This is a genomic window from Pseudoalteromonas sp. 2CM32C, from assembly GCF_023161925.1.
GTDB classification, from domain to species: domain Bacteria; phylum Pseudomonadota; class Gammaproteobacteria; order Enterobacterales; family Alteromonadaceae; genus Pseudoalteromonas; species Pseudoalteromonas marina.
Window position 1 is genome coordinate 97,443 of the sequence record NZ_JALNTI010000003.1, and the last position, 12,890, is coordinate 110,332.

Below are 12,890 nucleotides of genomic sequence, written 5' to 3' on the forward strand. Positions count from 1 at the left end.
TCCTATAAATTGTCACTTAAAAAAGGGTTAGCTGTCGCGTTTGCGGCTAAACCAAGGCACGTCTACTTCATATTGCTCAACTTTGTTTTCTACGCCGAGTGTTAAAGCAAACAATGCCATACGAATTAATACGCCGTTTTGTACTTGGCGAAATATAGCTAAATTGTCGTTGCTGTTTAAGTCGTTATCAAGCTCGTTAGCTTCAGTACGACTATCACGAGGAAGCGGATGCATTAGCACTGAATTAGGCTTACAGTGTGCATTATAAATTGACTGGCTAATTCTAAATCCGCCACGGTATTTATTTGCTTCTTCTTGAGATGGAAAGCGTTCTTCTTGAATACGTGTTTGATACACGATATCGGCCGCTAAGTTACCTTCCATTTTGTTCACTAGTTCTATTTTATGGCCAGCATTTTCTACTGCATCTAAAATACTGGTTGGCATTTGCAAGCCATCGGGTGCCACCATTGAAAATTTAACGTTTTTGTAATGGCACAATAGTTTTGATAACGAATGAACAGTACGACCGTATTTTAAATCGCCAACCAAAGCGATGTGCATACCATCAATGTTTTGATCAAAGCGGTGTAACTCACGTTCTATAGTAAGTAAATCTAGCAGTGCTTGAGTGGGGTGTTCATTTGGGCCGTCACCGCCATTAATTACAGGTACGGTACAGCCTTCGGCAAATTCACTAACCGAGCCTGCGTCTGGGTGGCGCATAGCAACCGCATCTGCATAAGCTGAAATAACACGCGCTGTATCGTATAAAGATTCACCTTTAGCAAGAGCTGAACTTTGCATGCCTGTTGTTTCACGCACGCCTCCACCAAGCAGGTTAAACGCGGTTCCAAAACTAACGCGCGTACGTGTGCTGGGTTCAAAAAACAAATTAGCTAAAATGGCGCCCTCAAGCACCGTTGTTTGCTTTTGCTTTTTAGCATAAGGCTCCATCTTTTTTGCTACTGCAAAAATACGTTCAATGCAGTCTCTGTCTAACTGATTAACAGACAGAATATGTTCACCTTGGAAACTTAACATGGGGTTATTCCTAGTTTTTCAAAAGGGCGCGATAATCCATAATATGGGGCACGCAATCGCGCATATTAGATTTTAAGTCGTGTGTAATTAATACGGTATTTTTTATACCAAATAGCTCAAAGGCTCGGCTTAATTACTGCCAGTGCAACTATAATAAGTAATGCAATAACAGGTAATTCATTAAAAATTCGGTAAAAACGATCTGTTTTAGTATTTCTGTCGTGTTTAAAGTCGGCTAGTAATTTAAAGCAGTACGCGTGGTATAAATATAAAATTATAACTAGCACTAGTTTATAGTGCAGCCACATACTGTATTTAAACCATTCACGGCCATATTCCACAATCGTTAGTACACCAAAAACAGCCGTTAAAATAGCAAATGGCGTTACAAAATAAAGGAGCCTGCGTTCCATTACTTTTAGCATAGAGTTACATGCACGCTCTTGGCTCATTGCGTGGTAAACAAATAACCGTGGTAAGTAAAAAATGCCTGCAAACCATGCAATCATAAAAAATATATGCAGCGTTTTATAAATCAGTAATGCGCTCATAATAACCCTTATTATTTATAGTAAGCTGTTACGGATGGTTAAAATATGATGAATTTGATCCCAACGTAACAGCCCCATTATTTGTTGATTATCTAACAGGTTGTATACATATAAAGCGCCACTGCGCTTATCTTTTAGTATATCAAAGGCATCAGCTAACGTTGCTTGACTGCTAATACCTTGTAAGTTTACATAGTTCAGGTTGATTGCTTGATCAGACATTAAGCTTAAATCGTATTCTGCAAGTCGATACCCGTTTTCTTCGTCAAACACAATCAATGGCGTTTGGCTGTCCATGGCATCGAGTGTATTTTTTATTTGCTCTTTGTCGTTTGAAAAAAGCAATTTAAAGTTTTCATCCATATCATCCATTATTCCCACCTTTTGTAGCGCCTCTGTGGCAGGGGAAACATGATAGGGAAGCCCCTGAAAATCAAGTTGCTGCAAAAATATAGAGCGATTACCAAAAACTTGTAATGCGGTTACATAAGCTGTTGTTATCACAAGCATGGCTGGGACAATTATTTCTGGCGACGATGTAAGCTCCATTACTGTTGTTAACGCTGCAAGTGGTGCATGTAATGTGGCGGCCATTAACCCCGCCATGCCCAATACACCATAAGTTCCGGCAATATCAGTACCAGGGCTAATAAACTGAGCAAAAAACGCCATCATAGTCCCAACTAAAACACCTAACCCAATAACAGGACCAATTAACCCTCCCGGTATACCCAAACCTATAGCAAATAAAGTTGCTAGTAATTTAGCAATTAAAATAGTGGTGAGTAATTGCACATTATCTGGCGACTCCACCGCAATAGCTATCGCGCTCATGCCAGATCCCATTGCTTGTGGAACGGCATAAGCAATTAAACTTGCGATACAACCTGCAATGAGTAAACGAGGAAACATACTTAAAGGTTTAAATGTTTTAATAATTAACATTAAGTTTTGATTAAAGCTGTATGCAATAGCGCCCAGTGCCATACCGCATAAAATTAAATATGGATAGTGCCAACCACTCAAAGGAGCAATTGTTATGAGTGCAAGTTCTGACCCTCCCCCAAATACGAACTGAGTAGCAAGTGCACCTGTTACTGCAGCAAGCATAATAGGGACAAAAATATGAACTTTGTATTCTCTTAACACGACTTCCATAACAAAAATAACGGCGGCAAGAGGCGTGTTAAAGGATGCTGCAATACCCGCAGCAACACCACAGCCGCTTAATGTACGCATGGCATTGTGGGGTAAGTGGAGTTTATCGGCTAAAATACTGGCGCCCGTTGCTCCCATATGTACCGATGGGCCTTCTCGCCCAACCGAAAAACCACTGATTAATGCCAAAGCCCCCCCAACAAATTGGTTGAGTGTATTGTATAAAGGCATTTGCCCGTAATGGCGTTTAATACGATGAATAACGAATGGGATACCTAACCGATAATGTTTGAAACCAGTAAAAGCGGCAAATGACGCAATTAAAAATGCTGCAATTAAAGGCATTAAAACACGTTCAAGAGTTGGCAAGGTTGTAAAGTCGTCTGGGGTTTCTAAAAATAAACTTTGAAAAAAGAGAATTGTTAAGCGGAATAAAATAATAAAAAATGCAGCAATTAACCCAGCAACTACGCCTAAAAGGCATAATTGTACAGATGTTTTAGGTTGTGCGAGTCGACGCCTGAGCTGCTCCAGCCACATGCATTTTTTCCTCAGTGCATTTTTCAGCTGTATTTTAGCAAAAGCCAACCACTAAGTCCTTGTGATTTTATAAAATTATTAACTTAAATTAGCTATTTATGGCAAATAATAAAACGAAGTTTTTTTAGTTAAAATAATTACTTGTTTAACATGCCACTAGTTGCATATTAAAGTGCTGTTTTTTTCAGTCAATATAAGCGATATACAGTCATTTTTAATGTATTTATGGGTATAACTTAGAGCAAAGCGTTAATTGACTATACTTGATTAAAACACTCGGGTATTAGATAATCACGCCATTACGATATTGAGGGTTTTAAAATGTCAGAAGAATTACCAATTCAGTTTAGCGATGCAGCAGCTGTTCGTGTTAAACAATTAATCGATGAAGAAGAAAACCCAGAACTAAAACTGCGTGTTTACGTAACGGGTGGTGGATGTTCTGGCTTTCAGTACGGTTTTACTTTTGATGAAAAAGCAAATCCTGGCGATTTAGAAATTGTAAAAAATGGCGTAACGCTAGTGGTTGACCCTATGAGTATTCAATATTTAGTTGACGGTGTAGTTGACTATACTGAGGGCTTAGAAGGTGCACGCTTTTTTGTATCTAACCCGAACGCAACAACCACATGTGGTTGTGGTGCAAGTTTTAGTGTGTAAACACAGACTAATAAAAAAAGCCGCATTAGCGGCTTTTTTTATGCCTATAAATTAGAGGGGGCATACTCTGTGATCTGCATCATCAATACAAAAAAGCCCAGTACAAATGCAGATAGTACTAAAATATACATAAACCCTTTTTTACCTTGCTTAATTGGCACGCCATTATGGCGCAAGAATAAGTACCACCCTGCACATAAAATAATCGGTAATAAAAAAAGAAGCCTGAACATTATGTAACCTTTTTTGTGTTGATTATTGCCCAATATTAAACGAATAACATTAACATGAAATAAATTTGTTATAAAAATGCCTATTTATATTTTTATAATAAAAATATTATTTTTAATGTTTTTGATAACTTAGCTGAAATATTCAGTGTTTGTAAATGTTCACTGGGGTTGATTTTGACTAAGGCGAGCAATTAACTATTTAACCAAAGTGTTAATAGTATATAATGTATCCAAGAATGAGACGGGCAAAATTTCATTCTAATAACAAAAACCTTTTACCACATTTTAAGCGTCGTTTTTAGCTATGTGGGTGGGAGTGAGTAGCAACCAGTGCTTTGAGAAGCGATAGATTGCTATTTAAAACATAAGTTACTGCTTACTTGCCTACAGCTATGGTAACGACTGCTGCTTTTGTGGTGTTGTCTAATCGTCTAGTAGGAGATGTAAAATGATGGGGAAAACTGTTTCTTCAGAAGAGAACGCTAAGTTAACAACATGGCTTAAAAGCAAACGCCATGAAAAAGGCCATACAATGAGAAGCCTTGCACAGGTGCTTGGAACACCTCACTCGTTTATCGGCAAAATTGAAAATCAAGAACGCCGTTTAGATGTAGTTGAGTTTGTTCGTTATTGTACAGCGCTAGAAGTTGACCCACATGAAGCACTAAGCCTGCTTAAAGTAGATTAATAGTGTGTTGCTTAGTTCATTCAGGGGCATATTAAATGTGCTAAGCAAAATATTAATGCATGGATGCATTAAGCTTAATAGCTACTATGGTAGTTTTTCTCAAGCTCATACAATTTGTGTCTTATTGCATACAAAAATAGTAAAGAGGGGAGCACCATTAAAGCGGTTAATACAAAAAATAACGACCAATTTCCCATTAGCCAATCATCAATTACAACCCCACTGTAACTCGAAAGTAATGTTCTTCCTAAATTCCCCAGCGACGCCAACAACGCATAATGTGTTGCACTAAACGCTCTGTCACATAGCATAGATATAAACGCGACCATAGCAACGAGAGACCATGCTTGTGTAAAGCCATCAATTACTATAGCAAAAGCATATAAACCTAAGTTAGGGCCCACTAATGCAATAGCAGAAAAAGCTAAATTAGATGCAGCCATGGCTACACCACTAACAAATAACCCTTTCACAATGCCATATTTTTGATTAAATAAGCTGCCTACAAAGGTAAAGGCAATGGTGAGCACTGCGGTGCCAACTTTTGAAAAAGTAGCTATATCGCTATTGCTAAAGCCTATTTCTTTATAAAAAACAATCGACATTCGTCCTAAAAACGCTTCGCCAATTTTAAATAAGAAAATAAAAGCAAGTAATGCGAGTGCAGTTTTAACCCCGTTCTTTGCAAAAAATGTTCTAAAAGGGTCAATTACTGTAACAACCAACCAGGCAACGACTTTATTGAGAGGTGTTTGATTAATAGTAGCAAGCTTTTCAATGTAAACACGTTCTAGTTCTTCGTGAACGGCTTCTCTATTAGAGGCGGGCTCTTTAGCAAATAGCACTCCTCCCATTAATACCAATATTACAGCAGCTAAAAAGTAGTAAACTTGTGGCCAACCGAGTGAAGGAATATCTGCCATATAAAATGGAATCGCACCCAATAACGCGTAGCCTGTCCACCATCCTGAGGTGGCCATGGCTGCGGCAGCTGTTGCTTTGTGTGATTCACTTTCGCTTAGGGTATCTATTCTAAATGCGTCTATCGCAATGTCTTGTGTGGCAGATGCAATTGCAATTAATAAACACAGTGCTGCAGCAATCGCCAAGTTAGCTTTGAGGTCAAGGCCAGCAAGAAGTAATGTGCCTAAAAACATAAAGCTTTGGCAAAACAATATCCAGCTACGGCGTTGGCCTAGCCACTTATATAAAATAGGCAGTTTTGTACGATCGATTAAGGGCGACCACAAAAAGTTGATGCTGTAGGCACCAAATACAATACCAAATAAGCCTATCATGCTTCGGCTCAGGCCTTCATCCTTTAGCCATGCCGACATTACAGAGCCAATTAATACCCAGGGAAAACCACTGCTAATACCAAAAATAAACACATTAATTAAACGTTTATCTTTAAAATACGAAAAGTATTCGCTGAAAGAGAGAGTGTTGCTCATAGGGCCTTCATTGGCGAGTGGGTGCAGCTATACCGCACCTCATTAATTATAATGGTGTTGGCTCAATCATTTTAATATTTAAAATGACCACTGGTGTTTCTGGCACAAAGTCATAACCAATTTTTTCGTTGTAAATTGTTTTAACAGCCATAATTTTATCAAGGGTTTCGTATCCATCCATTACAGTACCAAACACCGCAAATCCCCAGTCTCTTCCAGGATTTAAATGGTCATTGTTATCCATATTAAAGAAAAACTGACGAGTACCTGAATGCGGCTGTCTGTCTTGGTATGCCATGGCAATACTGTACATATCATTTTTTAGACCATTCCCGCTTTCATTAAAAATAGGATCGTTTTGATGTAAGCCTTCCATGTCTTTATCATACCCACCACCTTGTATAACAAAATCGCGTTCGTTTTCTTCGTCGCGCTCAACACGATGAAAAATACTACCCTGATAACTTTTATCTGATACATAAGTCAAAAAGTTATTAACTGTAATAGGGGCCCGAGAGCGGTCTAGCTCAACAATAATACTGCCTAGTGATGTCACTATTTCAACACGTGGAAACATATTGTCTTTTTGTACAAATCTGCCCTCTTGGGCTGCTAAACTTGCTGCACTAAAACAAAGAGCTAAACAAAGTGTAAAAAGTCGTTTCATGGTTAACCTTCTAAAAACTGTATTAATTCAGGATCTGACACAATGCGGGTTATCATTTGTTCAGTCAACTTATTGAGTTGACCTTCTATTTTAGCTCTGTCATGGCCAAGCGGGCCTTCTAGCGCTGCATTACCGCTATACTTTTTTGTAAAATTACTTGTAGCACGGATTACGCGAACACTCAGTTCAATTTTTGCTTCACTTTTATGGCTTACTAAGGTTTCAGTAACCACTGCTTGTAAGGCATTTATATCTAGCTCAAATCGAGTGGTGGCTAAATTTGAAATGCTCGCGCCATTACGACTAAGTGCACTGTCTAGTGCACTTTTAATCGACTCTGTAATACCTTGGCTTGCAAATGTTTTGGTTTTGTCTGACTCAACTAGAGTTAGGGTAGAAGTATCGCCACGTACATCAATAACACTCGTGCTCAGGCTACTATTTATAGTGCTCACTTGGCCACTTTGGTAAACCGGGTTAAGTATGACTTGGCTTGGTTGGTTTGCACAGCCTGCTAAAATACAAAATGCAGTACAGCCAAATATACGGTTTATTATTGTCATTGTTATAACACCCCACTATTTTTAGTTGAACTTAAAACCACAAATTTTTTGTTTGAACCTAATAGCTTACAGTTACCAAACATACGGTTTAACTTGTCATGATAATCTAAATGACGATTACCAATAATACGCAGCTCACCACCTTCTTTTAACGTGTCTTTAGCTTGTTTAAACATTTGCCAAGCAATGTGATCAGTAACCGCTTGTGCTTGGTGAAATGGTGGATTACATAGCACCATATCTACACTGTTTTTTTCAAAGCCGGTTAAGCAATCGTTTTCGATAAATTCGCAATCATCAAATCGTTCTGCCATGTTTTGCTCTACGTTAAGTCGTGCAGACTCGACCGCCATGTACGATTCATCAACAAACGTTACAGAGGCTTTAGGGCAGCGCGCTAAGGTCATAACACCAACTACGCCATTACCACAGCCTAAATCAATAATTTGTTTAGCTTTTGGTGTTTGCGGCAAGTAGTTAAAAAAGAAGCGCGCACCAATATCTAACGAATCACGCGAAAACACATTTGCATGGTTTGTAATAGTAAACTCGGTGCCTTCAAGTTGCCATGAAACAGGGTAATCAGCAGCTTTATAGCCGCCTTTTGCGCTACTTAAAATAAGGCGTGACTTTTTCACCGCTAAGCTTGTTTTAGTTTCACCAATAAACTGTTCAAACGCCTTAATTGTTGAGTTGTGAATATCTTTCGTTTTACCAGCTGCAATAACAGGTGTGCCTGGTGCAAGAACTTCGCTTAACTCACTTAATTGAAACTGCAAAAAGCCAACATTACGTGGTATTTTGATTAACACTAAATCTACGTCTTCTAGAAGTGCCGAGAGGCTGTCCAATTGCGTAAATTGCACAGTAGACAGCTTATTCTCTTGTAAATTATATGCTGCAGCTTGGTGGCTAATATACGAGTCATTAACTGAACAAACCGTTAATTGATTAAAACTACAGGCAAGAGCACCAAAGCTGTCATTTAAAATAAGCAATGAGCGACAATCAGGATGATGTTCGTTAACATAATTGATAAGGTACTCATCGCCCGAATCCCACGCTTGTAAACTGCGGTTTTTTTGATCCAAAGGGAAGCGTTCAAGAGTAAAAGTTTTATCGCCTAGCTGGGCTTGCGTCGTCATAGTGGTTTTTGTATCAGTAAACTAATGTAGGTAAATTCTAACATGCAACGGCAAAACGCCAACCCCCAACAGTTGCCTAATGGCTTTTCTTATCAAACAAAGGCGCTTAGCGCACAAAAAAGCCTCGATTTATTTTATTATCTGCAAAAAAACCTTAAGTGGCAGCAGCCAGAAGTCACGGTTTACTCTAAAACTGGACCAATCCCACGCCTGCAATGCTTTATTGGCGACCATAAAATTGAATACGGCTATTCAAACAGTAAGTTAATAACTGAACCTTGGCCTAGTACATTAATGGCAATGCGAAAAAGGTTAGAGGCACATTTAAACCAGCCATTTAATTCTTTATTAGTCAACTATTATCGCGATGGCAACGACACCATGGGGTGGCACAGTGATGATGAAATTGAGTTAGGCCAGCAGCCCACTATAGTGTGTATATCGCTTGGAGCAGAGCGGGTATTAAAGCTAAAAGACAAAACCAGTAATAAAATAACGGATTTAAAATTACACAGTGGTAGTTGTTTGGTCATGAGTGGCAATAGCCAGCGAGACTTTCAGCATGCTATTTTAAAGCAAACCAGCTTAGTGCACCCGCGAATAAGTTTAACCTTTAGGCATATAAAACAAGGCTAGTTGCGTAATTTAGTTAGCCAACGGGCAGGGCTGCTTGCTATGATAAGTTCATAAATTAGCTATAAATAATGGTTTTATATGTCAATGCAGCAACAAATCCAAGAAAAAATCAGCAATGCTATTGCGTGTAAGCATTTAAATGTTATTAACGAAAGTCATATGCACAGCAAAGGCACTGACTCGCACTTTAAGGTTATTGTGGTAAGCGAAGAGTTTTTAGGTAAACGCCTTTTGCAGCGCCATCGTCAAATTAATGAGATTTTAAAAGAAGAGCTTGCAAACCATATACATGCATTGGCTATTCATACTTACACTCCTGACGAATACACTGAACATGACAGCGAAGCGCCAGCATCGCCAAACTGTTTAGGCGGATCTAAATTAGATTGATTAATTGAGGTTTGACAGTTATTTACAACCGTATTTAACTGATCAGATCAGTGTTTTAAGTATTAGCCTTTAAACTAGCGCTAATTTTTATAGTAAAAGATATAGGATCATCAATGGTCATTAAGCCAAAAATTCGTGGATTCATTTGTACAAACGCTCACCCAGTAGGCTGTAGTGAACATGTACAAGAACAAATTAACTATGTAAAACAACAAGGTGCATTAAAAAGCGCGCCAAAAAATGTGTTAGTTATTGGTGCATCTACAGGCTACGGCTTGGCATCGCGTATTACGGCAGCATTTGGTGGCGGTGCTAAAACATTGGGTATTTTCTTTGAAAAAGAAGGTACCGAGCGTAAAACAGGGTCAGCAGGTTGGTATAATACGGCTGCTTTTCAAAATGCGGCAGACGAAGCCGGTTTATGGTCTAAAAATATCAACGGTGATGCCTTCTCAAACGAAATAAAACAAAAAGCAATTGATACAATTAAAGCAGATTTAGGCAAGGTTGATCTGGTCATTTACAGTTTAGCGTCGCCTCGTCGTACTGACCCAAACACGGGTGAAGTTTACTCATCAACGTTAAAGCCAATCGGCAATGCAGTTACAACAAAAAATCTAAATACGTCAAAGCGTGAAATTGACGAAATTACTGTAGAGGCTGCAACACAAGACGATATCGACAACACCATTAAAGTAATGGGTGGTGAAGATTGGGAAATGTGGATTAATGCACTTCAAGACGCTGACGTGCTAGCAGATGACTTTAAAACCACAGCTTACACATACATAGGCAAAGAATTAACGTGGCCAATATACGGGCACGCGACTATTGGTAAAGCAAAAGAAGACTTAGACCGTGCAACGGTTGCGATAAAAGAGTCAACTAAAGCGTTAAATGGTCAAGCGTATGTTTCATCACTTAATGCTGTTGTAACACAAGCGAGTTCTGCTATACCAATTATGCCATTGTATATTTCTGCTTTATTCAAGGTAATGAAGGCGGACGGAACATACGAAGGCACCATTGAGCAAATTCATGGCTTATTTACCGAAAACCTGTACGGTGAAACGCCGCGTTTTGATGATGGCGGACACTTATTTCAAAACTACAAAGAACTTGAAGACGATGTTCAAGCACGTATCCAAGCAGTATGGGACAAAGTAGATACCAGCACGATTGACGAGTTGACAGATTACGTTGGTTACCACAATGAGTTTTTACGCTTATTTGGTTTTGGCATTGAGTCAGTTGATTACGACCAAGATGTAGAGCCAGTTCAAGCAATTGCAAATATGATTGATTAATCAATTAAGTGAATAGTCAGGGCTTGTTTGTCTTTTTTGGTAAAATGTTAAGTATCCTGTTTGGCATTTCGGTAATACAGAACTGATGTTGTGTGGTTATTGCCCATAAATAAGTATTATTGCTAAACAGGTACCGCCTTAAGATTCAGTAAGCTTTAACCCTATAAAGTCAACATGCCCTAATTTAAAAGTCGCTTCATGCGACTTTTATCAATTAAAAAACCTCATTCTTTGCTTAAGCTACCACTTTGGTCTAACTTAAATTTTATTAAATCTAGCTAACAAAACCAAATAAGCGTTTCAGTCGTATAATTTTCATAAATACACTCGCATAGTCACCCACAATGGTGTTAAAATTAAGGCAATATGTGAAGAGTTTTTACCGCGTTGCCTGTTTAATGACCAAAGCGAGTTTTTCTTTTATACATTGAAATAACTTGGGGTAGCTTAAATGGCGACGTGGTTGGTACGATTTTTCAGTTTCTTTCCGTTAATGTAGTGCAAGTGCGTATGATCAACATAAAAAAAGGTCTGGATTTACCATTAGATGGCGCACCTCAGCAAGTTATTCACGACGGTTCACCCGTCAAAAGAGTAGCCGTGCTAGGTGAAGAGTTTATAGGTATGCGTCCAACCATGCATATTCGTATGGATGACCAAGTTAAAAAAGGCCAGGTACTTTTTGAAGACAAAAAGAACCCAGGCGTCCTGTTTACCGCACCAGCTTCTGGTGTTGTAAAAGAAATAAATCGTGGTGCTAAACGTGTGCTGCAATCTGTTGTTATTGAAGTAAACGGCAGTGAGCAAATCACCTTTGACTCTTTCTCTGAATCTGAGCTTACAAGCTTGGATCGTGAAAAAGCTAAAGAAGTACTTATTCAGTCAGGTCAATGGACAGCACTACGTGCTCGCCCATTCAGCAAAGTAGCGGCTGTGGATGCAAATCCTAGCTCTATATTTGTTACCGCTATAGACACTAATCCTCTTGCTGCAGACCCTGCAGTGATTATTGCTGAAAATGCGCAAGCGTTTGAAGCAGGCTTAGCTGTTGTATCGCGTTTGACCGATGGAAAAGTATTTGTTTGTAAGCAAGCTGGCAGCCAAATCCCTAGCTCATCTATTGCTCAAGTAGAAGTACATGAGTTTGGTGGTGTGCATCCGGCTGGCCTTGTAGGCACTCATATTCACAACCTTGACCCTGTATCTGCTAGCAAGCAAGTTTGGCATATCGGTTACCAAGACGTTATTGCGTATGGTCACCTATTCCTTACTGGTGAAATTTACACAGATCGTGTTGTTTCTCTTGCAGGTCCTCGCGTTAAAAATCCACGTTTAGTGAAAACACAATTAGGTGCTTCATTAGATGACTTAGTGGCAGGGGAATTAGAAGACGGTGATAACCGTGTTATTTCTGGTTCTGTACTTGCAGGTGCTACGTCGTCTGGTGTTCATGCATTCTTAGGTCGTTACCATGTTCAAGTATCTGTTTTACTTGAAGGTCGCGAAAAGGAATTGTTTGGCTGGATTGCACCAGGTAGTGATAAATTCTCTGTAACGCGTACATTCTTGTCTCACCTTACTCCGAGTCGTTTATTCAAAATGACAACGTCTACGGGTGGTTCAAAACGTGCCATGGTTCCACTTGGAAGCTACGAGCGTGTTATGCCACTTGATATTTTGCCAACGCTATTATTACGTGACTTATTGTCTCGTGATTTAGACAGTGCAATTTCATTAGGTGCGCTTGAATTAGATGAAGAAGATTTAGCGTTATGCACCTTCGTTTGTCCTGGCAAATACGAGTACGGCGCAGCCCTACGCGATTGCTTAACTACGATCGAGAAGGAAGGCTAA

At 39.2% G+C, this 12,890-nt stretch carries 14 protein-coding genes; 6 read left to right on the plus strand and 8 right to left on the minus strand.

Features of this window, described 5'->3' with window-relative positions:
* Nucleotides 1–27 precede the first annotated feature (27 nt).
* The 3 genes from MTF67_RS07430 to MTF67_RS07440 form a co-directional block, all read right to left on the minus strand.
* A complete protein-coding gene (locus MTF67_RS07430; protein WP_006791507.1) occupies nt 28–1,044 on the minus strand; it encodes an aspartate carbamoyltransferase in 1,017 nt (338 codons plus the stop codon).
* Nucleotides 1,045–1,160: 116 nt separating this feature from the next.
* Nucleotides 1,161–1,595 (minus strand): CopD family protein, encoded by a 435-nt coding sequence (locus tag MTF67_RS07435; protein WP_006791506.1) that lies wholly within the window; start codon nt 1,593–1,595, stop codon nt 1,161–1,163.
* A 15-nt stretch (nt 1,596–1,610) separates the two neighbouring features.
* Nucleotides 1,611–3,293 (minus strand): chloride channel protein, encoded by a 1,683-nt coding sequence (locus MTF67_RS07440; protein WP_006791505.1) that lies wholly within the window; start codon nt 3,291–3,293, stop codon nt 1,611–1,613.
* 321 nt (nt 3,294–3,614) lie between these two features.
* On the opposite strand from MTF67_RS07440, the gene erpA reads away from it, so the two are divergent.
* Nucleotides 3,615–3,953, plus strand: a complete 339-nt coding sequence (erpA, locus tag MTF67_RS07445) for an iron-sulfur cluster insertion protein ErpA (RefSeq protein ID WP_006791504.1) — start codon at nt 3,615–3,617, stop codon at nt 3,951–3,953.
* A gap of 44 nt (nt 3,954–3,997) precedes the next feature.
* Here erpA and MTF67_RS07450 read toward each other — a convergent pair whose 3' ends face one another.
* Nucleotides 3,998–4,186: a hypothetical protein gene (locus MTF67_RS07450; protein ID WP_006791503.1), complete on the minus strand. Its 189-nt coding sequence runs from the start codon at nt 4,184–4,186 to the stop codon at nt 3,998–4,000.
* A gap of 448 nt (nt 4,187–4,634) precedes the next feature.
* Between MTF67_RS07450 and MTF67_RS07455 the strand changes: the two genes are divergently transcribed.
* Nucleotides 4,635–4,874 carry a helix-turn-helix transcriptional regulator gene (locus MTF67_RS07455; RefSeq protein ID WP_006791502.1) on the plus strand — a complete coding sequence of 80 codons (240 nt, stop codon included), beginning with the start codon at nt 4,635–4,637 and terminating at the stop codon, nt 4,872–4,874.
* A 74-nt stretch (nt 4,875–4,948) separates the two neighbouring features.
* Here the strand turns inward: MTF67_RS07455 and MTF67_RS07460 are convergent, their stop codons facing one another.
* Genes MTF67_RS07460 through MTF67_RS07475 form a run of 4 tightly spaced genes read right to left on the minus strand, consistent with a single transcriptional unit; the run spans nt 4,949 to nt 8,703 of the window.
* Complete coding sequence (locus tag MTF67_RS07460) at nt 4,949–6,328, minus strand: MFS transporter (protein ID WP_006791501.1); 1,380 nt, start codon at nt 6,326–6,328, stop codon at nt 4,949–4,951.
* Nucleotides 6,329–6,374: 46 nt separating this feature from the next.
* On the minus strand, nt 6,375–6,995 hold the full coding sequence (locus MTF67_RS07465; RefSeq protein WP_248519170.1) for a peptidylprolyl isomerase: 621 nt from the start codon (nt 6,993–6,995) through the stop codon (nt 6,375–6,377).
* 2 nt (nt 6,996–6,997) lie between these two features.
* On the minus strand, nt 6,998–7,558 hold the full coding sequence (locus MTF67_RS07470; protein WP_248519171.1) for a YajG family lipoprotein: 561 nt from the start codon (nt 7,556–7,558) through the stop codon (nt 6,998–7,000).
* 2 nt (nt 7,559–7,560) lie between these two features.
* Entirely contained in the window at nt 7,561–8,703 is a 1,143-nt protein-coding gene (locus MTF67_RS07475) for a methyltransferase (protein WP_248519172.1), read from the minus strand.
* Nucleotides 8,704–8,745: 42 nt separating this feature from the next.
* On the opposite strand from MTF67_RS07475, the gene MTF67_RS07480 reads away from it, so the two are divergent.
* From MTF67_RS07480 to MTF67_RS07495, 4 genes are all read left to right on the plus strand, one after another.
* A complete protein-coding gene (locus tag MTF67_RS07480) occupies nt 8,746–9,339 on the plus strand; it encodes an alpha-ketoglutarate-dependent dioxygenase AlkB (protein ID WP_248519173.1) in 594 nt (197 codons plus the stop codon).
* A 78-nt stretch (nt 9,340–9,417) separates the two neighbouring features.
* Nucleotides 9,418–9,729, plus strand: coding sequence for a BolA/IbaG family iron-sulfur metabolism protein (locus MTF67_RS07485; protein ID WP_006791496.1), 312 nt, complete (start codon nt 9,418–9,420; stop codon nt 9,727–9,729).
* A 113-nt stretch (nt 9,730–9,842) separates the two neighbouring features.
* A complete protein-coding gene (gene fabV / locus MTF67_RS07490) occupies nt 9,843–11,036 on the plus strand; it encodes an enoyl-ACP reductase FabV (RefSeq protein ID WP_006791495.1) in 1,194 nt (397 codons plus the stop codon).
* A gap of 510 nt (nt 11,037–11,546) precedes the next feature.
* Nucleotides 11,547–12,890: a Na(+)-translocating NADH-quinone reductase subunit A gene (locus MTF67_RS07495; protein WP_006791494.1), complete on the plus strand. Its 1,344-nt coding sequence runs from the start codon at nt 11,547–11,549 to the stop codon at nt 12,888–12,890.

Coding starts and splice junctions, on each gene's coding strand:
- MTF67_RS07430 (WP_006791507.1), bottom strand. CDS start 1,044: ATGTTAAGTTTCCAAGGTGAACATATTCTGTCTGTTAATCAGTTAGAC.
- MTF67_RS07435 (WP_006791506.1), bottom strand. CDS start 1,595: ATGAGCGCATTACTGATTTATAAAACGCTGCATATATTTTTTATGATT.
- MTF67_RS07440 (WP_006791505.1), bottom strand. CDS start 3,293: ATGTGGCTGGAGCAGCTCAGGCGTCGACTCGCACAACCTAAAACATCT.
- erpA (WP_006791504.1), top strand. CDS start 3,615: ATGTCAGAAGAATTACCAATTCAGTTTAGCGATGCAGCAGCTGTTCGT.
- MTF67_RS07450 (WP_006791503.1), bottom strand. CDS start 4,186: ATGTTCAGGCTTCTTTTTTTATTACCGATTATTTTATGTGCAGGGTGG.
- MTF67_RS07455 (WP_006791502.1), top strand. CDS start 4,635: ATGATGGGGAAAACTGTTTCTTCAGAAGAGAACGCTAAGTTAACAACA.
- MTF67_RS07460 (WP_006791501.1), bottom strand. CDS start 6,328: ATGAGCAACACTCTCTCTTTCAGCGAATACTTTTCGTATTTTAAAGAT.
- MTF67_RS07465 (WP_248519170.1), bottom strand. CDS start 6,995: ATGAAACGACTTTTTACACTTTGTTTAGCTCTTTGTTTTAGTGCAGCA.
- MTF67_RS07470 (WP_248519171.1), bottom strand. CDS start 7,558: ATGACAATAATAAACCGTATATTTGGCTGTACTGCATTTTGTATTTTA.
- MTF67_RS07475 (WP_248519172.1), bottom strand. CDS start 8,703: ATGACGACGCAAGCCCAGCTAGGCGATAAAACTTTTACTCTTGAACGC.
- MTF67_RS07480 (WP_248519173.1), top strand. CDS start 8,746: ATGCAACGGCAAAACGCCAACCCCCAACAGTTGCCTAATGGCTTTTCT.
- MTF67_RS07485 (WP_006791496.1), top strand. CDS start 9,418: ATGTCAATGCAGCAACAAATCCAAGAAAAAATCAGCAATGCTATTGCG.
- fabV (WP_006791495.1), top strand. CDS start 9,843: ATGGTCATTAAGCCAAAAATTCGTGGATTCATTTGTACAAACGCTCAC.
- MTF67_RS07495 (WP_006791494.1), top strand. CDS start 11,547: ATGATCAACATAAAAAAAGGTCTGGATTTACCATTAGATGGCGCACCT.